Annotated in this window: 20 protein-coding genes; 12 read left to right on the top strand and 8 right to left on the bottom strand. The window is 65.0% G+C overall.

Going from position 1 to position 22,448, the window contains the following annotated elements:
• Nucleotides 1-40: 40 nt before the first annotated feature.
• Entirely contained in the window at nt 41-1,591 is a 1,551-nt protein-coding gene (locus AX729_RS10575; RefSeq protein ID WP_061022696.1) for an ABC transporter substrate-binding protein, read from the bottom strand.
• A gap of 215 nt (nt 1,592-1,806) precedes the next feature.
• Between AX729_RS10575 and AX729_RS10570 the strand changes: the two genes are divergently transcribed.
• From AX729_RS10570 to AX729_RS10560, 3 genes are all read left to right on the top strand, one after another.
• Nucleotides 1,807-2,463: a TetR/AcrR family transcriptional regulator gene (locus AX729_RS10570; protein WP_061022694.1), complete on the top strand. Its 657-nt coding sequence runs from the start codon at nt 1,807-1,809 to the stop codon at nt 2,461-2,463.
• A gap of 253 nt (nt 2,464-2,716) precedes the next feature.
• Nucleotides 2,717-3,379, top strand: coding sequence for a DUF3313 domain-containing protein (locus AX729_RS10565; RefSeq protein ID WP_061022692.1), 663 nt, complete (start codon nt 2,717-2,719; stop codon nt 3,377-3,379).
• A gap of 31 nt (nt 3,380-3,410) precedes the next feature.
• Nucleotides 3,411-3,983 (top strand): DUF2147 domain-containing protein, encoded by a 573-nt coding sequence (locus AX729_RS10560; RefSeq protein ID WP_061022876.1) that lies wholly within the window; start codon nt 3,411-3,413, stop codon nt 3,981-3,983.
• 3 nt (nt 3,984-3,986) lie between these two features.
• On the opposite strand, the gene AX729_RS10555 is transcribed toward AX729_RS10560, so the two are convergent.
• Nucleotides 3,987-4,298 (bottom strand): hypothetical protein, encoded by a 312-nt coding sequence (locus AX729_RS10555; RefSeq protein WP_061022690.1) that lies wholly within the window; start codon nt 4,296-4,298, stop codon nt 3,987-3,989.
• A 162-nt stretch (nt 4,299-4,460) separates the two neighbouring features.
• Between AX729_RS10555 and irr the strand changes: the two genes are divergently transcribed.
• Nucleotides 4,461-4,949, top strand: coding sequence for a Fur family transcriptional regulator Irr (gene irr, locus AX729_RS10550; RefSeq protein WP_061022688.1), 489 nt, complete (start codon nt 4,461-4,463; stop codon nt 4,947-4,949).
• A gap of 17 nt (nt 4,950-4,966) precedes the next feature.
• Here irr and AX729_RS10545 read toward each other — a convergent pair whose 3' ends face one another.
• Entirely contained in the window at nt 4,967-6,514 is a 1,548-nt protein-coding gene (locus tag AX729_RS10545; protein ID WP_061022686.1) for a winged helix-turn-helix domain-containing tetratricopeptide repeat protein, read from the bottom strand.
• A gap of 133 nt (nt 6,515-6,647) precedes the next feature.
• Here AX729_RS10545 and mddA point away from each other — a divergent pair, with 133 nt between their 5' ends.
• Both mddA and AX729_RS10535 read left to right on the top strand, forming a co-directional pair.
• The gene (mddA, locus tag AX729_RS10540) at nt 6,648-7,436 is read left to right on the top strand and encodes a methanethiol S-methyltransferase (RefSeq protein ID WP_061022684.1); all 789 of its coding nucleotides are present in this window, start codon (nt 6,648-6,650) and stop codon (nt 7,434-7,436) included.
• A gap of 94 nt (nt 7,437-7,530) precedes the next feature.
• A complete protein-coding gene (locus AX729_RS10535; RefSeq protein ID WP_061022683.1) occupies nt 7,531-7,953 on the top strand; it encodes a GFA family protein in 423 nt (140 codons plus the stop codon).
• Between the two features lie 162 nt (nt 7,954-8,115).
• Here the strand turns inward: AX729_RS10535 and AX729_RS10530 are convergent, their stop codons facing one another.
• Complete coding sequence (locus tag AX729_RS10530) at nt 8,116-8,340, bottom strand: cysteine rich repeat-containing protein (protein ID WP_061022681.1); 225 nt, start codon at nt 8,338-8,340, stop codon at nt 8,116-8,118.
• Nucleotides 8,341-8,574: 234 nt separating this feature from the next.
• Between AX729_RS10530 and AX729_RS10525 the strand changes: the two genes are divergently transcribed.
• Entirely contained in the window at nt 8,575-8,868 is a 294-nt protein-coding gene (locus AX729_RS10525; protein ID WP_061022874.1) for a hypothetical protein, read from the top strand.
• A gap of 137 nt (nt 8,869-9,005) precedes the next feature.
• Here AX729_RS10525 and AX729_RS10520 read toward each other — a convergent pair whose 3' ends face one another.
• The 3 genes from AX729_RS10520 to AX729_RS10510 form a co-directional block, all read right to left on the bottom strand.
• Nucleotides 9,006-10,955: a sensor histidine kinase gene (locus AX729_RS10520; RefSeq protein WP_061022679.1), complete on the bottom strand. Its 1,950-nt coding sequence runs from the start codon at nt 10,953-10,955 to the stop codon at nt 9,006-9,008.
• Nucleotides 10,952-11,635, bottom strand: a complete 684-nt coding sequence (locus AX729_RS10515; protein WP_061022873.1) for a response regulator transcription factor — start codon at nt 11,633-11,635, stop codon at nt 10,952-10,954. The genes AX729_RS10520 and AX729_RS10515 overlap by 4 nt, the downstream gene beginning before the upstream one ends.
• Nucleotides 11,636-11,762: 127 nt before the next feature.
• Nucleotides 11,763-14,501, bottom strand: a complete 2,739-nt coding sequence (locus AX729_RS10510; RefSeq protein WP_061022677.1) for a T6SS phospholipase effector Tle1-like catalytic domain-containing protein — start codon at nt 14,499-14,501, stop codon at nt 11,763-11,765.
• Nucleotides 14,502-14,973: 472 nt separating this feature from the next.
• On the opposite strand from AX729_RS10510, the gene AX729_RS10505 reads away from it, so the two are divergent.
• The 5 genes from AX729_RS10505 to AX729_RS10485 all read left to right on the top strand — a co-directional run bounded on the left by AX729_RS10505 (nt 14,974) and on the right by AX729_RS10485 (nt 21,486).
• Nucleotides 14,974-15,855 (top strand): LysR substrate-binding domain-containing protein, encoded by an 882-nt coding sequence (locus AX729_RS10505; RefSeq protein ID WP_061022675.1) that lies wholly within the window; start codon nt 14,974-14,976, stop codon nt 15,853-15,855.
• Between the two features lie 212 nt (nt 15,856-16,067).
• Nucleotides 16,068-16,385 carry an ATPase inhibitor subunit zeta gene (locus tag AX729_RS10500; protein ID WP_061022673.1) on the top strand — a complete coding sequence of 106 codons (318 nt, stop codon included), beginning with the start codon at nt 16,068-16,070 and terminating at the stop codon, nt 16,383-16,385.
• Between the two features lie 122 nt (nt 16,386-16,507).
• A complete protein-coding gene (locus AX729_RS10495) occupies nt 16,508-16,771 on the top strand; it encodes a hypothetical protein (protein WP_061022671.1) in 264 nt (87 codons plus the stop codon).
• 280 nt (nt 16,772-17,051) lie between these two features.
• On the top strand, nt 17,052-18,293 hold the full coding sequence (locus tag AX729_RS10490) for an efflux RND transporter periplasmic adaptor subunit (protein ID WP_197433571.1): 1,242 nt from the start codon (nt 17,052-17,054) through the stop codon (nt 18,291-18,293).
• A gap of 4 nt (nt 18,294-18,297) precedes the next feature.
• Nucleotides 18,298-21,486: an efflux RND transporter permease subunit gene (locus tag AX729_RS10485; protein ID WP_082770400.1), complete on the top strand. Its 3,189-nt coding sequence runs from the start codon at nt 18,298-18,300 to the stop codon at nt 21,484-21,486.
• 199 nt (nt 21,487-21,685) lie between these two features.
• Here the strand turns inward: AX729_RS10485 and AX729_RS10480 are convergent, their stop codons facing one another.
• Nucleotides 21,686-21,919 (bottom strand): hypothetical protein, encoded by a 234-nt coding sequence (locus AX729_RS10480; RefSeq protein ID WP_061022667.1) that lies wholly within the window; start codon nt 21,917-21,919, stop codon nt 21,686-21,688.
• Between the last annotated feature and the right edge of the window lie 529 nt (nt 21,920-22,448).

Genomic DNA, 22,448 nt, shown 5'->3' with positions numbered 1-22,448 from the left:
ACCTCTCCCCGCAAGCGGGGGGAGGTGAAGAACCAGCTCGTCACTTGTCGAGCCATGCATCCTTGAAGCCGTCATTGACCCCGATGCCCGTGGTGATCAGGTTCTTGACCTTGCACCGCGTGATCGTCGGGAACTGCAGCTCCAGCATCCAGGCCACCGGCACGTCTTCTACCAGGATCTTCTGCGCCTTCTCGTAGATCTCCTTGCGCTTCGAGTCCGGGGTCGCGACGGCGCCTTCGGCGAACAGCTTGTCGATCTCCGGGTTGGAATAACCCTCGACGTTGTTGAAGACCTGGCCCTTGGCGATGTTGCTGGAGATGTAGTTGCGGCCGACCCCGAGCGCGGGATCGCCGTACTGGTAGAGATAGGTGAAGGCGATGTCGTAGTCCCAGTCGCCGATCTTCTGGTTGCCGCCGGCGACGTCGGTGGCGATGGTCTCGATGGTCATGCCGACGTCCTGGAGGTTCTGCTTCACAGCCTCACCCCAGCGCTGCCAGGTCTCGCCATAGGCGAGCGGCAGCAGGCGGATCTTCTCGCCCTTGTAGCCCGCTTCCTTCAGCAGCGCCTTGGCCTTGGCCGGGTCGTACGGATATTTCTTCACGTCGTCGGTGTAATATTTGATGGTCGAGGCGGACGGGCCGGTTGCGACCTTGCCGAGCCCGTTCCAGATCACGTCCTTGGCGAAGTCACGGTCGATCGCATACATGATCGCCTGCCGCACCCTCTTGTCCGCGAGCGGCCCCTGGCGGTTGTTCAGCCACAGCCAGGCCAGCGGCGAGAAGAACTCCCAACCCGCGCCGGTGACGCAGGTGTCCTTCAGCTTCGACAGCCGCGGCACGTCGAAATTCTCGACCGAGCCGCCGGGCAGCACGTCGACCTTGCCGGTCTCAAAGGCCACCGCGCGCGCGGCCGCGTCGGGGATGATTTGCCAGTAGATCTCGTCGAGATAGGGCTTCCCCTTCTCGTAGTAGTTCGGGTTCTTGACCAGGCGGATGAACGAGCCCTTCTGCCATTCCTTGAACATGAAGGGGCCGGTGCCCACGGGCGCGTTGTTGTAGGGATTGGTCTTCCAGTCGGTGCCTTCATAGAGATGCTTCGGCACCATCGGCATCGAGCCGACCTCGAAGATGCCGAGGAACGGGCCGAATGGCTGCTTCAGCGTGAAGACCACCGTATGGTCGTCCGGCGCCTCGACCTTGTCGACCTGTGCCAGATTGGTGCGGGCACGAGCATGCGTCTGCTTCAGCATCTCGATCGAGAACAGAACGTCGGCGGCAGTGAAGGGCTTGCCGTCATGCCAGGTCACGCCCTTCCGGAGCTTGAAGGTATAGGTCTTGGCGTCCTCGCTGACGCTCCAGCTCTCGGCGAGCTCCGGCTGCGGCTCGAGCTTGGGGCTGTAGCGCAGCAGCCCTTCGAAGATGTTGCCCGACACCATCTGGGTCGGACCGTTCTGGACCTGCGCGAGCATCAGGCCGGGCGGCTCGGGCTGGATCACGGCATTGATCGTGCCCCCCGTCTTCGGCGCTTGCGCCAGCGCCGAGGCCGTGAAGCCGCAAGCCAGGAGAAGACCAAGCAACACTCGTTTTGACATGTCGTATCTTTCTCAAGCGAGACCGACCGTAAACGCTTCGCGACGTCCTCGCGCGCAAAGCGACGGCCGGCCCATCCCAGTCCCCATCCGGTATCGAGGCTCACACAGTCTCGTTCGGCGCGGCAAGATGAAAGTCTCGACAGTGTTCGCACAAAAAATGTACAGCGCGTCCTGTTTTCACTTGATTCGTTCTCGTGCCACGGAGACAAGTCCCCATGGACAATGCCACCCGCTCCGAACGGTCCCGCAATGCTGCGCTCGAAGCCGCCATCGCCATCATCGCGCGCGACGGGCCCGGCCGGCTGACGCTCGATGCGATCGCGCGCGAGAGCGGCCTCAGCAAGGGCGGGGTGATGCATCAGTTCCGCACCAAGGAGGCGGTGCTGAAGGCGCTGCTCGAGCGACAGATGGCGCATTTCGAGGAGTTCTCGACGCGCTACATGGCCAAGGTGAGTGCGTCCTCGGCAAGCCCCAATCTGGCGACGCAGCTCGCCACGATCAGGGAAGCGGCGACCTCGCCGAATTCTGCCGCGCTGGCCCTGGTTGCGGCCATGGTCGAGAATCCCCGCCTGATGGCGCTGCCGCGCGAGCGGGAGATGGAGAGGATGGCGGCGATCAGGGAAGAAGCCGCAGATCCGGATCTCGCGATGATACGCTGGGCCGGAGCGATGGGACTGCTGCTGAGCTCGCTGTTCGGCCTGTCGCCGCTCAGCAAGGACGAGCACCAGCGATTATTCGCGCGTCTGCTCGACGACGCGCAATGGAGCGGCCTCGAACAGCCGGCTGCGTCGCGCACCGCCACTCCCGCCGCCCCTGCCAAATCGGGGACGGCATCGGCCGCAAAGGCAGCAACCCGTCGCAAGCGCGCCTGATTTATCGTTAACGAATTCCGCTAGATCGCTGCCCAAAACCGCGCCTGCGGCCAAATGTGTCAGGGCGAACTTTTGATACTTTACAAACCAACCAGTCGGTTTTATAAATGTAGCCGCTGAGACGGCCCAAGGCATCCGAAAGGCCCCGGAACGATGCCTTGGGTTGGCAATGGTGAGCGCCGCAGCCGCGACTGGTCCCAAAGCGCGGCTGCGGTCGTCCTTGCCTCCCAAGAAGCCGCTAGAGGAGTGTGGAATGGATCGCTCGATCGCCCTGCGCGGTCTGGGAACGCTGATGCTTTGCAAGGCCATGGCCGGCTGCGCCTCGGTGGCGCCCGTGCCCTATTCGGAGTTGGCGTCGTCGGCCTATATGGCGCCGGACACCTCGGACGCCTCCGGCCGCGTGCCCTACCGCTATTCGACGCCGGTCGACTGGCGTGCATACAACAAGGTGATCCTCGAACCCGTCGCGATCTATCGCGGCCGGGATCACCAGTTCGGCGACATGTCCGACAAGGACAAGGCGACGCTTGCCGCCTACATGCAGACCCGCTTCGCCGAGCGGCTGCGCAGCCGCTTCGCGCTGGCGCGCGAGCGCGGACCGAACACGCTGCGGATCAGGCTGACTCTCACCGGCGCCGTCGCCAACACGCCGGTGCTCGGCACGCTTTCCCGCTTCGACATGGCCGGCGCGGTCTACAACGGCGTGCAGGCTGCGCGCGATGGCGAGGGCATGATGACCGGCTCGGTCATCTACAGCGTCGAGATCTTCGATGCCACGAACTCGCGGCTGCTCTCCGCTTACGTCACCAAGCAATACCCGGGCGCCTACGACATCAAGGCCAGCGTCGGCGCACTCGCGGCTGCGACGGCCGGCCTCGACAAGGGCGCAGATGCGCTGATGGCGCAACTGAACTGAAGCCGCAACCCCGCAACGAAAGGTGTCGCTGATGAACTTCCTGCTTCGTTTCCTGCTGCGCATCGCAGTCACCATCGTGATGATGGACTTCGCCAGCCCGACCGGCGCCGCTCCCGCTCCCACCGATCCCAGCGGCACATGGCTCGTCGAGGATGGACGCGCCCGCATCCGGCTCGAGCGCTGTGGGCCGTCGCGTGACCGCATCTGCGGCTTCATCGTCTGGATGAAGGATCCCGCGGACAAGCGGGGCCAGCCCTATCGCGACAGCCAGAATCCGGATCCCGACAAGCGCGCCCGCGCACTGCTCGGCCATCAGCTCATCATGGGGCTCCAGGCGACACCCGAGGGCCGGTTTGCGGGCGACATCTACAATGCCGAGGACGGCAAGTTCTATTCGGTCTCGCTGTGGCGCGAATCCGCCGACCGCCTCAAGCTCAAGGGCTGCCTGATCAAGCTGCTCTGCCAGACCCAGACCTGGCAGCAGACCCTCGACGTTCTGCCGGGCCAGCTCGTCGGCCTGACCGGCGATCTCAACGGTCCGCGCGCCGACAAGGAATGGGCCGCGGTGCCGGCACCGAAGCCGATGCAGGCGAAGGCGAAGTAGCCTTCAGGCGGTCCGCAGCGCCCGTCGCAGCTCGTCGAGCGCGTCGGCGAGTTGCTCGCGGTGCGCGATGTCATCCTTGGGCAGCGCAGCGACGCTGCCGGCGAGCTCCCGCAGGATGCCGGCGAGCAGGCCGAAATTGATGTGCAGATGCACCGATTTGCGTTCGTCGGCCGCGCCGGGATGTTGCAGCACCAGCGCAACGCCGCTGCCGTCGAGCCGCGCCTCGAACCGGGACGAATGCTCGAAGGTGCCGACATAGAACTTGTCGGGATATTCGAGCGCGATTTCTGCCTTGTCGGGAACCGGCCTGGACATGTGAACCTCATCGATATCCGAACCCTTCTGGCTCGGAATGAGCCATCCCGCCTTGCGATAGGTCAGAGGCGGATCCGCTCCCGATTTTGATCCGGATCAAAGCCGAGCCACCGCCTTTGCGATCGAATGGCAAGGCTGCTCCCTCGGGCCGTGAGACGATCGATGGACATTCGGGCCACGACTATTCCTGCGGATGACGATGGCGGACCTGATCCCGCCAGTCTCGAACGTTCGTCGGAGGCGGGCGTGCAGCGCTGCCTGCAATTGCTGAGCAATGCCGGCCTGCGTCCGACGCGCCAGCGCCTGGCGCTCGGACAATTGCTGTTTCTGGGCGACCATCGTCACGTCACCGCGGAGGGCCTCTACGAGGAGGCCATGGCGGCGAACGCGTATCTGTCGCTCGCGACCGTCTACAACACGCTGAACCAGTTCACCGAAGCCGGCCTGCTGCGCCGGATCGCGGCCGACGGCATCAAGTCTTTCTTCGACACCGACACATCCGTGCATCCGCACTTCTATCTCGAAGGCGAGGATATGCTGGTCGACGTCGCCGACGGCCTGGCCTTCACCAAGGTGCCCGAGGCGCTTCCCGGCCACGAGATTGCGCGGCTCGACGTCATCGTCCATTTGCGCCGCAAGCCCGTGGCGTAAGCCCCGCCCGGCGAGGCCTACTGCAGCCCGGCCCGGCGGAATCCCTCCAGATATTGTTCGCGATCCCCGTCATTGGCCCACGGCAGCCGCGTCGCGATCCAGTGGAGCGAAATGTTCGGCTGGGTGCGGCGGAGCTCTCCCAGGGCCATCTCCGCAAGCGCGCTGTCGCCGGTCATGCCGGCCGAAACCGCGAGCACGCGATAGGCGCCGGTGAGGTCGCCGCGGTGGCGGATCGCCTCGCGCGCCAGCGCGATGGCCTCGTCATAGCGCCGTTCGGTGAAGCGCGCATAGGCGGCGATGCCGTGATAGATCGCCAGTGACGGATCGCGCGGCGACAGCCGGATCGCCCTTTGCGCGGCCGCTAACGAATCCTGGGAACGTCCGGCATAGGACAGTGCCAGGGCGTAATAGCCCTGCGCCAGCGAGAAGTTCGGATTGAGCGCGAGCGCCTGCTCGAACTCGGACAGCGCGTCCGCAAGCCGGCGTGTCGAGAAGCAGACGCTGCCGAGCGCGGCATGCGCCCAGGCGTCCTCATGGTCGCAGCGGACCGCGGCGAGCGCGGCGGCTTCCGCGGCCGGGGCGACCGCGGCGAGCTCGGCCCAGCCGAGATGCACGCCGAACATGTCGTTCACGGCCAGCACCGACAGCGCCTGCCCGTAATTCGGATCGATCTCGATCGCGCGCTCGAGCAGCGCCCGCGCGGTCTCGTGATCCCTCCGGGTCACGCGCCAGTAATGCGACAGCGCACGCATCAGGAGATCCCACGCGTCCAGGTTCGCGGGCGGCTTGCGGTGGGCGCGAAAGCTCTCCGCCGCATGAAGTTGCGGCTCGATGGCCGCGACGATCGCGTTGGTGATCTCGTCCTGCACGGCGAAGACGTCGACGAGCTCGCGGTCGTAGCGTTCGGCCCAGAGATGATTTCCTGATACGGCGTCGTTGAGCTGCGCGGTGATCCGCACCCGGTTGTCCGCCTTGCGCACGCTGCCTTCGACGACGTAGCGGACGCCGAGCTCCTCGGCGATCTGCCTGATGTCGACCGCGCGCCCCTTGTAGGTGAAGGAGGAATTGCGGGCGATCACCATGAACCAGCGCTGTTTCGACAGCGCGGTGAGGATGTCCTCGCTGATCCCGTCGCCGAAATAGTCCTGCGCGGGATCACCGCTCATATTTTCGAAGGCGAGCACCGCGATCGCCGGGCGGTCCGCCACGCGCGGGGGAGCGGGCCTGGCCTCCGCCCGCGCGGGGGATGCGGCCGCTTCTTCCCGGACCTCGCCGACGAAACGAAAGCCCTTGCGCGGAATGGTCTTGATCAGCCGCTGGGCCGCGCCGTCGTCGCCGATCGCCTTGCGCGCGGCGTTGATCCGGCTGTTCAGGGCGGAATCCGAGACAATGCGGTCGCCCCAGATCTGGCTGATCAGGTCACCCTTGCTGACCACACGCGCGCGTTGCTCGACCAGATAAAGCAAGAGATCGAACACTTGCGGCTGCAACGGAACGGCTGCCCCGTCGCAGGTGAGCTCCCGCAGGTGACCGTCGAGCACGTTGTTTTCAAAGAGAAATCGCACGTTTTCGTCGTCTCAAGCAAAAATCAAAGTCGTCTCAGGCGAAAATCAACCCTCCGCGAAAGTCGCGGGACGTCCGATCCGTCATGGTGCGAAGACCAAACAGTGTCGATACCTCGGCACAACGGAGCATTTCATGACCCAAATTGATCAACAGGTTCATTCCATCGGCCCGGAGGTGACGGGCTCACGCATTTTCAAGTTCATCTCCTTTCTGTACGGAATTGCGGCATATCTCGTGTTCTTCGTCACCATTCTCTACGCCATCGGCTTCGTCATGGGGGTGATGGTGCCCAAGACCATCGACACCGGAAGCGAAACGTCGGCGGTCGAGGCCGTCATCATCAATCTCCTCCTGATGACGCTGTTCGCCCTTCAACACAGCGTGATGGCTCGCAAGCAGTTCAAGGCCTGGTGGACGCAGTTCGTCCCCAAGCCGGTCGAGCGAAGCACCTACGTGCTGTTCGCCAGCCTGTCATTGCTCCTCCTGTTCTGGCAATGGCGTCCGCTGCCGTCCGTCATATGGAACGTCGAGGATCCGGATCTCGCCGTGACGCTGGTCACGCTGTCCTTCGCCGGCTGGGTGCTGGTGTTCACCTCGACCTTCATGATCAACCATTTCGAACTTTTCGGATTGCATCAGGTGACCGACCATCTCGTCGGCAAGGAAGCGGCGTCGCCGCGCTTCAAGACGCCGCTGCTCTACAAGTTCGTCCGCCACCCGATCTATCTCGGCTTCATCATCGCGTTCTGGGCGGCGCCGACCATGACCGCGGGCCATCTGCTGTTCGCGGCCGTGACCACGCTCTACATCTTCGTCGGCATAGCGCTGGAGGAGAAGGATCTCGTCGATCTCTTCGGCGACGAGTACCGGCAGTACAGGCAACGGGTCTCCATGCTCATTCCCTGGCGCCGGTCGGCATAGTCTCGGCCTCGCCCCGCGCGTCCGCCGAAAGGAGGACGCGCGGGGCGCCGAAGCACGATGACACGATCCTTCGAGAAAGAACGGAGACGTCCAAATGAAACATGTCGGAAACTGCTTCTGCGGCGCGGTCACGGTCGAGGTCACGGGCGCGCCGGAGGCGATGGGCTATTGCCATTGCCGCTCCTGCCGATCCTGGTCGGGCGGTCCGGTCAACGCCTTCAGCCTGTGGAAGCCCGAAGCCGTGCGCATCACCGAGGGTGCCCGGAATGTCGAGACCTTCGTCAAGACGCCGCTCAGCCAGCGCAAATATTGCAGGAAGTGCGGCGGCCATCTCATGACCAACCATCCGCCGCTCGGTCTGGTCGACGTCTTCACCGCCATCATCCCGTCGCTCGCGTTCACGCCCGGCGTCCACGTCAACTATGCCGAGACCGTGCTGCCGATGCGCGACGGCCTGCCCAAGCTGAAGGATTTTCCGGCCGAGTTCGGCGGTAGCGGCGAGATGATGCAGGAGTAGCGGCGGAGGGCGAGGTAATCCTCACCGCAAATCCGATAAGGGCTCGTGGGGGCGGCTACCCATCCGCGAGCCAGCGCCGAAGCTCTGCTTCGGGCCTGCTCTCGCGAGGGCGGCAGACCGCCGCCCCTCGCTGGCGTTCTCCCGAGGGAGAAGGATGAAGGACTAGCCTCCGCGGGATTCAACGACCTTGCGGCAGGAATCCGAGAGCTTGGACTTGTTCTCGCGGAGGCAGGCATTCATCTGCGGCGGCTTGCCGACATGTTCGGCGCAGAATTTGCTGGCGTCGCCGCGGCAGGCCATTTGCTCCTGGACCGATGGACCGGATTGTGCAGCAGCGGGCAGCGCGGCAGCAGTGAGCAGCAGCGCGGCAAGAACCGAAATCTTCATAAAGCACCTCTTTGGAATTGTCGTGGGGCCCGACCGGGATCACGCGGCCGGACCATCTCGCGAAGCCCCGGCGCGGGTCCATGCCATGTTCATGGCACCGGGCAGCTCTCCCGGCCGCGGTACCCCCATCTTCATGGCATGTATCCGCGCGCCGTCTTTTGCCATTCACACTGCACCTCGGCTGCGAGAGCCGGTGATTGCACCGGGACGCCGAACGGGAAGCAGGAGAGCAAGATGTCGAAGAAAGCGGGAGCGCTGAGCGCCGGGCTGACGATCATGGCCCTGGCGGGCGCGGCGATGGTTTCGCTGGGCACGAGCCCGGCGCAGGCGGTGGTCTATTGCAAGACCGTCGGCGTGCCCAAGGGCTGCGTGGTGCGGCCGACCGCGGCGGCTGTGGTCGTGGCGCCCGGAGCGCCGGTCGCCGCGGCGGCAGTCGCAACGCCCGGCGTCGGCGCGCCCGGGGTCGGCGTGCGCGCGGGAACGCCGATGAACCGCGGCGGCCCGGTCAATCGCGTCGGCAGGCGCTGATATTTCCGTTCGATTGAATTGATTGCATCGCTTCGGGCCAACGGGGCCTGCGGACGAACACCCCCCGTCCTCCGCAGGCAAATCACCCGGCCCGTCCCCTCTCTCCGTGCGCCCCACACGTTCGGGGAGGGGGCCTTTCAGCCCGCCGCCATGTCGCTGTCGGGAAAACGCTGCGGCAATTGCAGCCGCACGCGCGTGCCGGAGGCATCCGAGCTCAGGTCGAGCACCGCGCCGCAGCGCGCGGCACGGCTTCGCATGTTGCGCAGGCCGCGCGCGCTCTGGCCCGCGCCCGCAGCCTCGCAATTGCCGGCCAGCGCGAAGCCGCGGCCGTCATCCGTGACGCTGATCACGCCGTAAGGCCCCGGGCTTCCCTCAAGAGTCTCGATGGTGACCGCGATGTGGCGGGCTTGTGCGTGCTTGACGGCGTTGGTCACGGCCTCGTCGAGGATGCGCACGATCTGGATGACGTGCCATGGCCTCAGCTCGGGATGCACCGGCAGACCCTGCGGCGTCGCCACGCGCCAGTCGAGCGCGATGTCGTGCGGCCGCAATTGGGCCGTGGCGCGCTCGCGCCAGGAGCCGAGCGCGAGCATCAGGTCGCCGCCGATGTCGTCCATGGAATCGATGACGAGGCGCAGATCCTTCAGCGCCGCGCGGGCGGCATCCGTGATGGTCGCGCCCGCACTGCCGCGCTCGGACAATGCGACGATGCTCACGAGCTGGCCGCCGAGGCCGTCATGCAGGTCCCGCATCAGGCGCGTGCGCTCGTTGGCGAGCGCCGCGGCGCGGGCGCGCTCCTCCTCGCGGGCAAAGCTCGCCTTCAGCCGTTCCTCGGCTTCGCGCACGCGCGTCACGAGCTGGCCGGCAAAGCTGTCGACCTGGTTCAGCGCGCGCGCAAAACGCCAGGTCAGCCCGGCGCCGATCGCGACCAGCATCGCCGAATAGGACAGGCGCGAGACGAAGATGCGTTCGTTGGTCACGATCTCCAACACCGTCAGCATGTCGTGGATCCAGCATACCAGCACGATCGTCACCGCGCAGCCGATCGTGAAGCTGGCGGCGTCCTGCCGGCGCACCACCGCGGTTGCCGCGACGCAGGCCATCAGGACCAGGCAGATCCCGACGGTGGGAATGCCGAGCACCAGGAAGAGGATGCGCGGCAGCGGCGGCCCCCCGATCAGCCCGATCGCGAACACGAGGATGCCCGGGAGGAACAGCAGCGTGCCGTAGCGCGGCCAGCGCCAGCCGAAGAACAGCACGCCGAACACGACGACCAGCGCACTCTCGATCGGGGCGGACGCCAGCAGCACCGAGGCGAGCCGGGATGCGGTGGTCGGCGGCACCGGCGGGGGCGCGAACGCCTGCACCACGCCGAGAACCATCGCTGCGGCCAGCACGCCATAGACCGGTTCGCGGCGCCGCATCAGCCACATGATCGCGAGGATGACGGCCAGGATCGCCTGCCAGGCGGAGAACACCACCGGCAGCGTGACGAACAGCAGCGTGCGTGTCTCATAGGCCGGGCGCAAGGCGACGTCCGGACCGACATAGACGGTGTCGAGGAAGCCTTTCAACGGCCCCCAGACGAACAGCCGAACCGTGATCTCGTTTCCGCCCTCGCGCAGCAGCGAAGCGGGGATGAGCGCGATCTGCGGCGTGTTGCGGTCGGGCCGGTTGGCATTGGCGTCGCGCCGGGAGTCGAGCACGACGACGCCATTGACGGCGACCTCCACCGCATTGCTGAAGCGCGGCAGGAACGCCGACCAGCCCGAGGCCGCATCGTCGCTCCGGAATGTGAAGGCGCCGGTGTAGACCGGCGGGTCGGCCAGCGAGTAGCGCGACGAGGTGAAATGCGGCAGCGTCACGGCGCGCGTCGCGCCGTCTTCCCGCAGCGTGAATCCGCTGAGCGCAAAATCCTCGGGGTCGCTCGGCTGGAGCAGCCGCAAGCCGAGAATGGTGGCGATCACGATCAGCGCCTGGAACAACAGATAGGGCACGAGGCGCGAGGCCAGCAGCCGGCGCCGGGCGGGTATGGCCGGTGCCCTCGCAGGTGCCTTCGCAGGTGCCTTGGCCGCCACCTCGCTCACAGCTTGATCAGGCCCTGCTGCACCGCCTCGAACACCGCTTCGCTGCGCGTGTGCACTTCGAGCTTGCGATAGATGTTCTTGATGTGGCCGGGCACGGTCTGCCTGGACAGGCCGAGATGGCCCGCGATCTCGGCGTAGCTGAAGCCTTTTGCGATGCCCCAGAGGATGTCGATCTCGCGCGGGGTCAGCTTCGCCGTGTTGAGCGCGGGCCCGGGCGGCTGCTCCGCCGAATTCTGTGCGGCACCCTGTGTTCTGCGCACGATGAAACGGGCGATCGAGGCCGAGATCGGCGAATGTCCCGCGACAAGGTCGCGCACGGTGGTGGCGATGTCGGTTGGGAACGCATCCTTGAGCAGATAGCCGGTGGCGCCGACCGTGATTGCGGAAATCACGCTCTCCTCGTCGCCGAGCGCGGAGATCACCATGATTTCGGTGTCCGGAAAGCGCTGCCGGGTCTCGCGGATCAGTTCGACGCCGTGGCCGTCGGGCAGCCGCAGATCGGTCAGCAGCACGCGCGGTGCGCCGGCGCTCAGGGCCTGCCGCGCCTCCGCGAGCGTACCGGCACTGCGCACCTCGTAACCGGCCTTGACCAGCGCATCCTGGAGCCGCCAGCAGGTCGGCGCGTCGTCCTCGACGAGGAGGATGGTGATGGTTTCACCCGTCTCGCCCTGTTCGGTCATGCTCATCGTCCCGCACCGCGTGTCCCCCGCGCCGCGAGGCAAGTCTACCTGCAGCGCCGATGCCGTGACACCCATAATCATGGGGGCGGGCCGTCTTCCGGAGCGCGGCGGATCGCGCCGGTCCCGGCTAATTGTTCGTTGGCGAGGACGCCGGCTTGTCCGGTGCCGGCAGCCGCTGCATCGTGATCCGCGCCGTGCCGCCATTGTTCTTGTAGTACTGATCGTTCGGGCCGAAATAGGCGGCGATGCGCGATGGCAAGATCCTTCCGAGGATGTGAGGGAAGATCTGCACGGCATCATTGACGTAGAAGAACACTTCGCCGGAGTCCGGCGCCACGAAGTCGGCGACGATTCCGCTCGTCAGCCTCTGCATATCCCACGCCTTGCGCGCCGTTTCGCTCTGTGGAAGCGCGTCGAACGTGCCCATCTTCGCCACCTCGCCCTGGAGGATTTTCAGCTTCTCCGTATCGGCAGGATCGGGCAGCCCCGCCATGTCCTCCAGCTTGACGGGATATTTCGATCGTCTGGTATCTTCCTCGACGGGTGTCGTCGGATTCATACGCCGCGGTAGTTCGTCTCCGGGGATGACGTTCACCGCCTGCAGCGGCAGATCGTTCATCCCCTTCGTGCCGATGCGGACGATGGGCTGAAACCAGTCCGCGCCGAGCAGGCGGCGGGTGGGCCAGGCGAGGTAGTGTTGCCATCCGAAGGTCTTGAAGCCGTTCGCGCCGGTCATGATCGTGCGATCGAACCATGGTTCCTCGATCTGGATCCAGACTCGGTATTTGCGGTTCTTTTCGACCGCGAGGCCGCTCCATCGGCAGAAGTCGCTGGTGTGGAACGTCCCTGCGGCATCGAGAGCCTCCTCGAGGACCGGTCGTCCCTTCGCCGGCTTCCCGGCGTCGTCCGTTTCAGGCGGCGCGCACACCCTTCCAAGCGCGACGCGCCCGGTGAACAAGCTGTTGAAGACGATGAGGATCGCCGAGCCGAAGATGACGAGCAGAAAGGCCGCCGGCATCAGCCGCCTGGCGAAGAATGTGCGTACCGGTCCTGCATTCAGCCGCATCCAGCGGGCGAACCTGAGCAGGAGACCCGGCGGTCCGGCATGAACTCGGCGCCCCGAATGGGCGTGGCTGCTCCATGCCAGTCGCGCACGTTCCTGGATCGCATCGCGCAGCTCGCTGTTCTTTTGCCAGACCCATAGCGTGAACCCGACGATGATCGTCGTCATGAACGGATAATAGAGCGAGATATCGAGCCAGGGCGCCGCATAGGATGGCAGCACATTCCTGAGGAGGTTGGCGACCGGCGCGATCACCGCGCCGAGGTACCAATCGAGGTCCGTGATGACGGCCAGGAAGCGCGAGCCCTCCAGGACCGTGTCTTTCGACGTTCCGACCAGGGCGCGGGCGATCATGGGCCAGAGCGCGATGACGGCAACCATGAACAGGAGCGCGAAATAGGCCACACGCCGCCACCACACGGTGTCGCGCGTACGCCGCGCCATCTCGGCGTCGGGTGTCTTCATCGCCGCGAATGCTTCCGCCTCGCGCTCCCGCTGCGGGCCCGTGGCCTTGGCGAGATAGGCGTTCTTCATGGCTGCGCGCGCTCCATGTTCGGTGAGCGGCTTGATGTCCCCGTTCGGCAACATCACCTTCGCGCTGGCGGGAAGCATGATGGGCGCATAATTGTCGCAGCCGTGCAGCATGCGTTCGACGACGGCGAAGTGCACGATTGGCGGGCCGCCGTTTTCGGCGCCTTCGTAGATCGGGCGGGGACCGTAGCGATACAGCACCGCCGCACCGCTGCGCGAATCATGCATCGGGCCGATCGCCGACTGGTACTGGCGGAAATGCTCTATCCTGCCGCCCTGGAAACGAAGCCGGCCGCCGAGCTGTTCGGTCATCCAGACCAGTGGCACGAAGGACAACGTGGACTCCGGATAACCGCCACCGATGTCGGAATGGACGCCGGTGAACCACACCTCCTTGACGACCTGTCCTTCCGCGAGATCGCTCTGGTCGATCCGTAGCGGATGGAAGGTCGTGCGTTCGTCGTCCAGCGCCAGCGCGTGGCAGATGTGTTTCGCCTTGGGCGAGGGCCGGTGATTGCGGAACGAGATCGGCCAGATCGCCCAGTCGATGGCGACGCGCAGTTCCTCGATTGGGACGCCGAAGGCCTCGACCGTGTCGAACAGCCCGAGGAATTCGATGTCGATGTCCGTGCGGCCGTTCATTGCCGCGCGGACATCGGCGTAGGGACGGTGCCGCAAGATCAGATGATAGAAATAGAGCAGGACATCGCGGATGAAGCGCGCGACCCATATCGTCGGCAGGCTCTTCTTCGATGGTACGGTGTTGCGGCGGTACTCCCGCCAGGCGGCCATCGCGTTGCGCTGCATTTCCGCATGCGACACCGCAACCTCGTCGATGACGGCCGGCACCAGGCCCTGACTCGCGATCAGCCCCGCCAGCGTGCGCGCGGTGAAGGCGCCGCGGCTGAAGCCGAAGATGTAGATCTCGTCGCCGGGACGCCAATTCCAGCACAGGAAACGATAGAGCTTGCGGACGTTGGAAGGCACGCCGATGCCGGTGGCCCCGTCGAGGGCGGCGAGCGGTGCCCAGCCGGCGGTGCCGACGCCCTTGATGTAGTATGCGATCTGGTCGGGCTGGGTATGGTCGAGCGCCTCATAGAGGCGCCAGACACTGGATTCCCTGGCGTTGAACGCATTGCCCGTGCCATCGGCGAACAGCACCAGCTTGCGCTTTGACGGGGCCGCGCTCGCGCTTCCGTCGGCATTGCTGTCGCCGGGTGCACGTTCCGGCCTGGGAGAACCGGCGTCCCGCCCGGCATCGTGATGCGTCATGGGCCCCTCCGGCATTTCAGCCGGGAAAGCGGCAGGCCCGAACCGGGCAGCACTTCCCGGATTCTATCAGTGGTTGCGTCGTGAAAGTGCGGGTGCATTCTGCACACAGTCCCGTTGAGGTAGCAAGCGGGATCCTGCCGATCTCATCCGGGCGGCGTGCTGACGCCAACAGGGCTCACGAAAGATCGACGCGCGGCGGCGAATAGCGCCGCGCCAGAATCGCCCGCGCCGAACTCATCGAGCGAGCTTCTCGACCTCGGCTGCCCCACGAGCGCAGGGCGTCGCATCGGCATTGTTCGCGAGCTGAGCGCACGCCTCGTCCTTGGTTAGGCTTGGGCCCGAACCGCCGCGAGGCGTTCGACTTCGCCACGCCAATACCTATATCCTGCGGCAACCGATGTGCTGCAGCGGACCAGCCCGGTTCGGTTCATTGCTATTCGCTCGGACAGATGTTTGACAGGAAGCGGGCATCGTGAATACGCCACCCTTTGATTTCGACTTGTTGCGCACCTTCGTGGCGGTGGTCGACAACAACGGCTTCACGAGAGCCGGGGAGCGTATTGGCCGGACCCAGTCGACGGTCAGCCTGCAAATCAAGAAGCTCGAGGACAACCTGAAAAGACCGCTGTTTGAGCGCAGCGGACGCGATGTTCTGCTGACCGCGGATGGTGAGGTTCTGTTGGCCTATGCCCGGCAGCTCCTGCATATCGCGGATGAAGCCCGAGCCCGCTTCATGGAACCTGATATTGAAGGCACCATCCGTCTCGGCACCACGGAGGATTTCGCGACCGTCTACCTGCCGGACATTCTGGCGCGCTTTGCGAGGGCCCATCCGCGCGTCACGCTCGACGTGAACTGCAATTTCAGTTTCAGCCTTCTCGAGGGATTTTCCAAAGGGGAGTACGATCTCGTTCTGATCAAGCGCGAGCCGCAGGCCCCCTTGGGGGGAGTGCCGGTCTGGCGCGATGTTCTCGTCTGGGTTTGCTCGCCTCAGTTTGTCTTCGAAACCGGAAGTCCGATTCCGCTGGCGTTGGCTCCGGCCCCCGATGTCTACCGCAAGAGAGCATTGGCAAGTCTGCAGGCGCAGGGACGCGACTGGCGTATCGTCTACACGAGTGTCAGCAGTGAGGGCTTGCAGGCCGCCGTTCGTGCCGGCTTGGGTATCACAATACTGTCAAAGGACATGGTGCCGCCTGGCCTGAAGATTGTCGGCGCCGAGCAACAGCTCCCGCAACTTCCCGATTCCGAGATAGCCCTTTACCGCTCTCCGGGCAAATTGTCGCGTGCGGCAGAAATGCTGGCCGAGCATATCACTCACTCGCTTGAATACCGGCGGCCGCAATCGCCGGAGTGACACCCCTGCGGGCACGTGAACGCAGGAGCGGCGCTGCGGCCGCCTTCCGGGCCCGCCATTCGAAGTCCAGCAGGCCGGCGAAATCGGCGGCTCGGTCACCGCGCCGACGCGGCCGACCCATCAAGCTCTCAAATCGACTGCATTGAGCATTCCAATTGGCGTTTGACCGGCCGCGCCCATATCGAGGTTGGAGATCAACTGGAGCGAAGACGGTGGCCAAGGATCCGGCTCTCATGAAACTGGATTTGAACGTGAACAACGGCTTGGAACGGATCGACGACGACACGCGAGACGGCGAGATCGCGCGCAGAAACGTGCTGTTCGGGTTATGGGCCGGCCGGCATGCCGGACTGAAAGATGAGGCGCTCGAGGCTTACGCTCTCGCGGTGCATCTGGCCGACCACCAAAGCCCGGGCCATGACGACGTGGTTGCGAAAGTTGCCGCCGACCTCGTTTCCTGCGGGAAGCCGATGAGCGAACGGCAATTGCGCAACCGTCTGCGCGAGATGGCGATGCGAGCCAGTCTTTAGCTGCCTTGCGGGCCGATGCCGGACGACGTCGGCCTGCGAGCGGCTGGCTGCTACGGGCCTTTCGACATCGGCTGCAGCCGTTTCCGATCGTTCGACCCGACTTGTCCGAATGGAGAAGCACCATGAAGTCGCTGGCTGTAATATCTCTGGCGTTGGCTGCTGCGACCTGCGCCAACATCACGGCGTCGTTCGCGCGCTGGCCCGATTATCCCGGGTTCTGGGTCGTGGGCAATCATGCGACCAAGCAATGCGAGATCGTGACCGTCAATCCGATCATCGATCGAGCCGTGATCTGGTTCGGCGCCGGCCCTTACAAATCGCTCGACGACGCCAAGCTCGCTCGTTCCAATATCCGTGCGTGTCCGAAGGAAGAATCCGGCGATTGAACGCGAGCCGTACTCCCGATTGCCACTGCTACCACTTCAGCTGTGCGAATTGCGGACCGGGAAGCTCGACCCTTGAGCGCGAGGGGTGCCCCGTCAGCGGCTCATCCAACGACGCCGCCGGCAACCGCTCTCAGCATCAGGAGCTTCAATGCACCTCATTTGAAATCCCAATGAGGGGATTCGGCTGTTGCGAAGGTGCATGGAGGGATCCCATCTCAGCTGCGTACGCGCGGTACGTCCTCACTCCGCGTCACACGTTGATTCAGCTCCGAAGGAAGTCATGAACTGGTTCGTCGAACGATTCCGCAGTCGCATCGCGTTTGTCCTCGCTCGGTCGAGGCGATCGCCTGAAGCAGCGGGTGCGTCAGATCACAGCAGCCATATGGCGATATCCAGGAAAAGGCATTCGCTCCTGCGCCCGGCGCTCGCTGTCCTGGTGCTCGCGCTGAACGTGCTGCCTCATGCCCAGTCGGTGGCGGCGGAGGGTGATGTGCCGATCTCCATGGACGAACGGGAGATCAGGTTCGCCGGGATCACCACTGTTCATCCGGACAAGGAGCAGCCGGAGATCGAGTTGTCCTTTCCGGGCACCGTCGTCATTCCGCCACAGCAGATGCGCATCGTCGCTGCGCCGGCGAACGGCCTGGTCGAATCCATGCTCGTGGCCGCGGACGAGCCCGTCAATGCCGGCGAGCCCGTTGCGCAGCTGCGCTCGATGGAAATCGTGGAGGCTCAGCGGCAATTTCTGGCCGCTCTCGCTGATGAAGCTTTGGCTGCCGACCGGTTGCGACGAATGCAGCAGCTGTTCGAGGGACGCGCCGCTCCTGAACGCGAACTGCGGACCGCGGAGACCTCCGCGATCAACGCCAAAGCGCATCTTGACGAGCGGCGCCAGATACTGGCGCTGATGGAGCTTTCGGCTGCCGACATCGAGGCTCTGCAGAACACGCGAAAGATCTTTCCGGTGGTCACCGTTCATGCGCCGGTGAGCGGGATCATCGTGAAGCGGCATGTTTCGCCGGGTGAACGCGTCGATGCCGCAGCTCCGCTCTACACCATCGCAAGCCTCAATCCTCTGTGGATCAATATTCAAGTGCCGGCGTCACGCCTGTCGGCGCTCAAGACGGGCGCCTCCGTCGTGCTCCCGGCCTATGGCGCACGCGGCCGTCTTATCCGGCTCGGGCGCACCGTCGATTCGCAGACGCAATCAGCGATCGCCGTTGCGGAGATCGACACCAACGGCGGGACAGTGCGTCCCGGCCTGGCGACCACCGTCACTGTCCGTCTGGATCAAGGTCAGGGTACACAATGGTCGGTCCCGGCTGCAGCCGTCGTCAGGTATCGGGATCGTAGCTGGGTTTTCGTCCGCACCAGGGAGGGCTTCGTGACCCGGCCGGTGCAGGTCCTTGCCGAGTCGCCGGCGCGCACCTCAATCCGAGCCGATCTGAGCGCGGACGACCTGATCGCAGATCGGGGAGTGATTGCGCTGTTGTCCGAACTCGCCGCGGCGGACAAGGGCTGACCCCATGTTGGCAGGACTCATCAACGGCGCGCTGAAGCAGCGCATCCTGGTTGTGCTTGGCGCGCTGGCGCTGGCCGTCTGGGGCGCCAGTGCTTACCGACAGCTGTCAATCGACGCGTTTCCCGACGTGGCGCCGACCCAGGTTCTGGTCTCGATGAGAGCACCGGGCCTGACGCCCGAGGAGCTCGAGAGCCGGATCACGCAGCCGATCGAACTCGCCGTGCGCGGAATTCCCAATCTGGTCAAGATGCGATCCACGACCCGGTACTCGGTTGCGCTGCTGACGTTCGAGTTCGCGGATGGAACCGACATCTTCTGGGCGCGTGCGCAAGTCAACGAGCGGCTGTCGGATGTGCGCGACCAGTTGCCCGCCGGTGCGGATGGCGGACTGGCGCCGATAGTGACGCCGCTGGCGGAAATGGTGATGTTCACGATCGAGTCCGAGGGGATGACGCCGCAGGAGAAGCGCTACCTGGTGGACTGGACCATCCGTCCCGCCTTGCGCGGCCTGCCTGGTGTCGCGGACATCAATGTGCTCGGCGGCTTCGTGCGGACCTTCGAGGTCGTGCCGTCGGCCGCAGCGATGGCCGCGCGTGGAATCACGACGGAACTGTTGGAGAACGCCGTCCGGTCCAACAACCGAAATGACGGCGCCGGGCGGATCCGAAACGGCGAGGAGGCGTTGCTCGTTCGGACGGAAGGCCGCATTCGGACGCTCGATGATATTCGCAATATCATCATCTCGACGCGCGCATCCTCGGTCGTCAGGGTCGGCGATGTGGCAGACGTTCGGTTCGGCTCGCTTCCCCGCAATGGCGTGGTGACCGCGAACGGCGATCAGGAGACCGTCTGGGGAATGGTTCTGGGCCTGCGCGGCGCCAATGCCCGGACCGTGGTGGACGGCGTCAAGGCGAAATTCGAGGAGCTCAAGCCGTTGCTCCCGGACGGGGCCCGCATCGAAATTTTCTATGACCGCAGCGAACTGATCGGCCAGGCGGTCTGGACGGTCCAGAAGGTGCTGCTGGAGGCGATTGCGCTCGTCGTGATCCTGCTGCTCGTATTTCTGGGTAATCTTCGTTCGGCACTGGTGGTTTCCGTCATTCTGCCGCTCGCCGTGCTGATCACCTTCGGCATCATGCGGCTGTTCGGCTGGTCCGCCAACATCATGTCGCTCGGCGGCCTCGCCATCGCCATCGGCCTTCTGGTGGACTGCGCCGTGGTGGTCGTCGAGAACGTCGAACATCGCCTTGCGCACGCGAAGAATCCCGACCTGAGGACGCGGCTCAAGCTGACGTTCGAGGCCACGCGGGAAGTCGCCTTGCCGCTGATTTCGGGCGTCGCCATCATCGTCATGGTCTTCACGCCGCTGTTGTCGCTGCAGGGACTTGAAGGGCGGCTGTTCAGCCCGGTGGCCTTGACCATTGCGTTCGCGCTTGGCGCGGCCTTGCTGCTGTCGCTGACGGTGGTCCCGACCCTGGCGACCTACCTGTTGCGTTCGGGCTCCGCAAAGGAGCCCTGGCTCGTTCGCAAGCTCCATGCATTTTATGATCCTGCGCTCGCCTATGTCATGCGCCGTCCGCTCGTCCTCGTGATCGGGCTTGCGCTGGGCATCGTGTCCGTCTTGGCCGTCTTTCCCCGGATCGGCGCCACCTTCATGCCCGTCATGGACGAGGGCACGCCGGTCGTGACCATCAGGAAGTTTCCCACGGTTTCCGTCGAAGAGGCCGCGCAGACCGATTTGCGAATTCAGCGGGCGCTGATGGCGGAAATCCCGGTGATCAAGGGCATCATGGCGCGGGCAGGCGCCGATGAGCTCGGTATCGATCCGGTCGGTTTGAACGAGACCGACATGTTCATGTCACTGCGACCGAAGTCCGAGTGGCCGAGCGCCGACACGCAGTGGTTCCTGGGCGAACTCAGGCGCGTGCTCGACTCGATCCCGGGCATTGCCTACGCGTTCACCCAGCCGATCGACATGCGCGTTCAGGAGATGATCATAGGCGCCCGGGGCGACGTGGTGGTGAAGGTGTTGGGAGACGATATAGGCACGCTCAACCGGCTCTCGCGCGACATCGCCGGAGTCATCCAGCAGATACCCGGCGCGGTCGACGTTTTCGCCCTTCGCAATGCCGGCATGCGCTATCTCACCGTCGCGGTGGACCGCGCCAAGGCCGGACGGTTTGGCTTGAACGCTGAACAGGTCCAGGAGGCGCTTCGCGTGTGGGTCGATGGGCGGGACCTCGGCATTGTCCTGGAGGGGCAGGTTCGCACGCCGCTGGTGGTTCGCGGTGAGGAACGGCAAAGGGCCTCGGCCTCGGATCTCGCGCGCGTGCCTATCGTGCTGCCGGGAGGCGGAACCGTGGAGCTGTCGCAGATCGCCGACGTTCGCGTCGAGGATGGTCCCATCCAGGTGATCCGGGAGGATGGGCAGCGCTTCGCGACCGTCCTGAGCAACGTGCGCGGACGCGACCTCGTCGGCTTCGTGGATGAAGCGAAGGCTGCCGTTGCCGGCAAGCTCGAGATTCCGCGCGGCTACACCTTGGTTTGGGGCGGCCAGTTCGAAAATCAGCAGCGTGCCTCGGCCCGGCTCGCGCTTGTAGTCCCGATTGCGCTCGCGATGATTTTCCTGCTGCTCTACCTCACGTTCAATTCGGTGCGCCAGGCGGTTCTGGTGTTCTGCAACGTGCCGTTTGCCACCATCGGCGGCGTGGTCGCTCTGTGGGCTTCGGGCGAATTCCTGTCCGTTCCTGCATCGGTCGGCTTCATCGCTCTGATTGGCATCGCCGTCCTCAACGGCGTCGTCCTGATTTCCTACATCAATGAAGTCGTAGCCCGGCGCGAACTGCCGTTCAGGGACTCGGTCATGGAAGGCGCCAGGCGCCGTCTCAGGCCGGTGATGCTCACGGCCTCGATTGCGGCGCTTGGCCTCGTGCCGTTCCTGTTTGCGACCGGGCCGGGTGCGGAGATCCAGCGGCCGCTCGCCATTGTCGTCATCGGCGGTCTCGTCACGGCGACCGCGCTCACGCTTCTCCTGCTGCCCGTGCTGTATGAGCGGTTCGGCCTGCCCGCGAGCGAACGCGCCCTTCTCGCGGATGTGCCGAGGCCGGAGCTGACTGTGCCTGAACATGCACCCTCGCCGGAGGCGGCCCGCCCGACATCGGCGCCGCGGGCTGTCAGCGAGGTTGCACCGTAAAGCGCTTGTGACACGCCCACCACGGCAATCACCCCTTGGGCTCTGCGAAAGCCATGCGAGTGGCCGTGCGCATCCCCGGAAGCCGATTCTTGCGTTGTCCGTGATGACTGCAAGGTGGCACAAGCCGGTCAAGCTCGAGCAGGTGACTTCCGCTTTGCCCCGCGGAGCCGGCGTCTATGAGTACACATCCTGGTCCGGTTCACGAAACCTCACCGCGCGGCGGCGGATAGCGGCGCGCCAGCGCCGACAGCGACAGAGGCCGTTCGTCCTCCGGCAATTCCAGATAGGCCAGCACGAGCGGCCGCTTCCAATCGCCCACACCGAACTCCATCGCCGTCCATTTCTGCGGCTCGGGCCCTTCGAGCCCGCGGACCCAGACGAAATAGCGGGGCAGGTCGTCCGCATCGTGATCTGTCGTGTGTCTCCGGGCCATCGAAGTTGTCCGCTACGTCACATCGGTTGCCGCAGGATATAGGTATTGGCGCGGCGAAGTCGAACGCCTTGCGGCGGTTCGGGCCCGAGCTTAATGAAGGACGAGGCGTGCGCTCAGCTCGCGAACTATGCCCATGCGACGCCTTGCGCTCGCGGGCAACCGAGGTCAAGAAGCTCGTTCCACAGATTCTGCTTGACCGAAATTCGGAAATATCGTAGATCCGTGTCATCCTGGCCCAAGGATTAAGGGGCGTTTCGCGATCGTCACGATACGCGGGCCGGGTGGCGGTGGGCGCGGAGTGCATCGGCGCGCTGGGCGATCGTAGGGCGGGCTTGGCCCGTGAGCGGTTGCGCGGCGCGCACACGACCGGTGCGTTTCCAGCGTACGGCAAAAGCGTGTGGTCCTGACGCCCGGGGTCTGTGCGTCAAGGCTTGCGGCGATGTGGCGGCCCGACCGGGTCCGCGCATCGGTCATCCGCAAGGCGACGGGGGCAATAGTGCATCGCTCCCCGGGGAGAGCGCGCCATAAG

The organism is Bradyrhizobium sp. CCH5-F6 (assembly GCF_001556045.1).
Taxonomy (GTDB): Bacteria; Pseudomonadota; Alphaproteobacteria; order Rhizobiales; family Xanthobacteraceae; genus Bradyrhizobium.
The sequence above is the reverse complement of the archived record's forward strand: the minus strand, read 5'-3'. Positions and strand labels throughout refer to the sequence as shown.

Excerpts from the sequence above, each read along its gene's own strand:
- irr (WP_061022688.1), top strand. The coding sequence starts at position 4,461 with ATGGACATTCGGGCCACGACTATTCCTGCGGATGACGATGGCGGACCT.
- AX729_RS10575 (WP_061022696.1), bottom strand. The coding sequence starts at position 1,591 with ATGTCAAAACGAGTGTTGCTTGGTCTTCTCCTGGCTTGCGGCTTCACG.
- AX729_RS10485 (WP_082770400.1), top strand. The coding sequence starts at position 18,298 with ATGTTGGCAGGACTCATCAACGGCGCGCTGAAGCAGCGCATCCTGGTT.
- AX729_RS10570 (WP_061022694.1), top strand. The coding sequence starts at position 1,807 with ATGGACAATGCCACCCGCTCCGAACGGTCCCGCAATGCTGCGCTCGAA.
- AX729_RS10560 (WP_061022876.1), top strand. The coding sequence starts at position 3,411 with ATGAACTTCCTGCTTCGTTTCCTGCTGCGCATCGCAGTCACCATCGTG.
- AX729_RS10555 (WP_061022690.1), bottom strand. The coding sequence starts at position 4,298 with ATGTCCAGGCCGGTTCCCGACAAGGCAGAAATCGCGCTCGAATATCCC.
- AX729_RS10565 (WP_061022692.1), top strand. The coding sequence starts at position 2,717 with ATGGATCGCTCGATCGCCCTGCGCGGTCTGGGAACGCTGATGCTTTGC.
- AX729_RS10515 (WP_061022873.1), bottom strand. The coding sequence starts at position 11,635 with ATGACCGAACAGGGCGAGACGGGTGAAACCATCACCATCCTCCTCGTC.
- AX729_RS10535 (WP_061022683.1), top strand. The coding sequence starts at position 7,531 with ATGAAACATGTCGGAAACTGCTTCTGCGGCGCGGTCACGGTCGAGGTC.
- AX729_RS10510 (WP_061022677.1), bottom strand. The coding sequence starts at position 14,501 with ATGACGCATCACGATGCCGGGCGGGACGCCGGTTCTCCCAGGCCGGAA.
- mddA (WP_061022684.1), top strand. The coding sequence starts at position 6,648 with ATGACCCAAATTGATCAACAGGTTCATTCCATCGGCCCGGAGGTGACG.
- AX729_RS10495 (WP_061022671.1), top strand. The coding sequence starts at position 16,508 with ATGAAGTCGCTGGCTGTAATATCTCTGGCGTTGGCTGCTGCGACCTGC.
- AX729_RS10530 (WP_061022681.1), bottom strand. The coding sequence starts at position 8,340 with ATGAAGATTTCGGTTCTTGCCGCGCTGCTGCTCACTGCTGCCGCGCTG.
- AX729_RS10490 (WP_197433571.1), top strand. The coding sequence starts at position 17,052 with ATGAACTGGTTCGTCGAACGATTCCGCAGTCGCATCGCGTTTGTCCTC.
- AX729_RS10525 (WP_061022874.1), top strand. The coding sequence starts at position 8,575 with ATGTCGAAGAAAGCGGGAGCGCTGAGCGCCGGGCTGACGATCATGGCC.
- AX729_RS10480 (WP_061022667.1), bottom strand. The coding sequence starts at position 21,919 with ATGGCCCGGAGACACACGACAGATCACGATGCGGACGACCTGCCCCGC.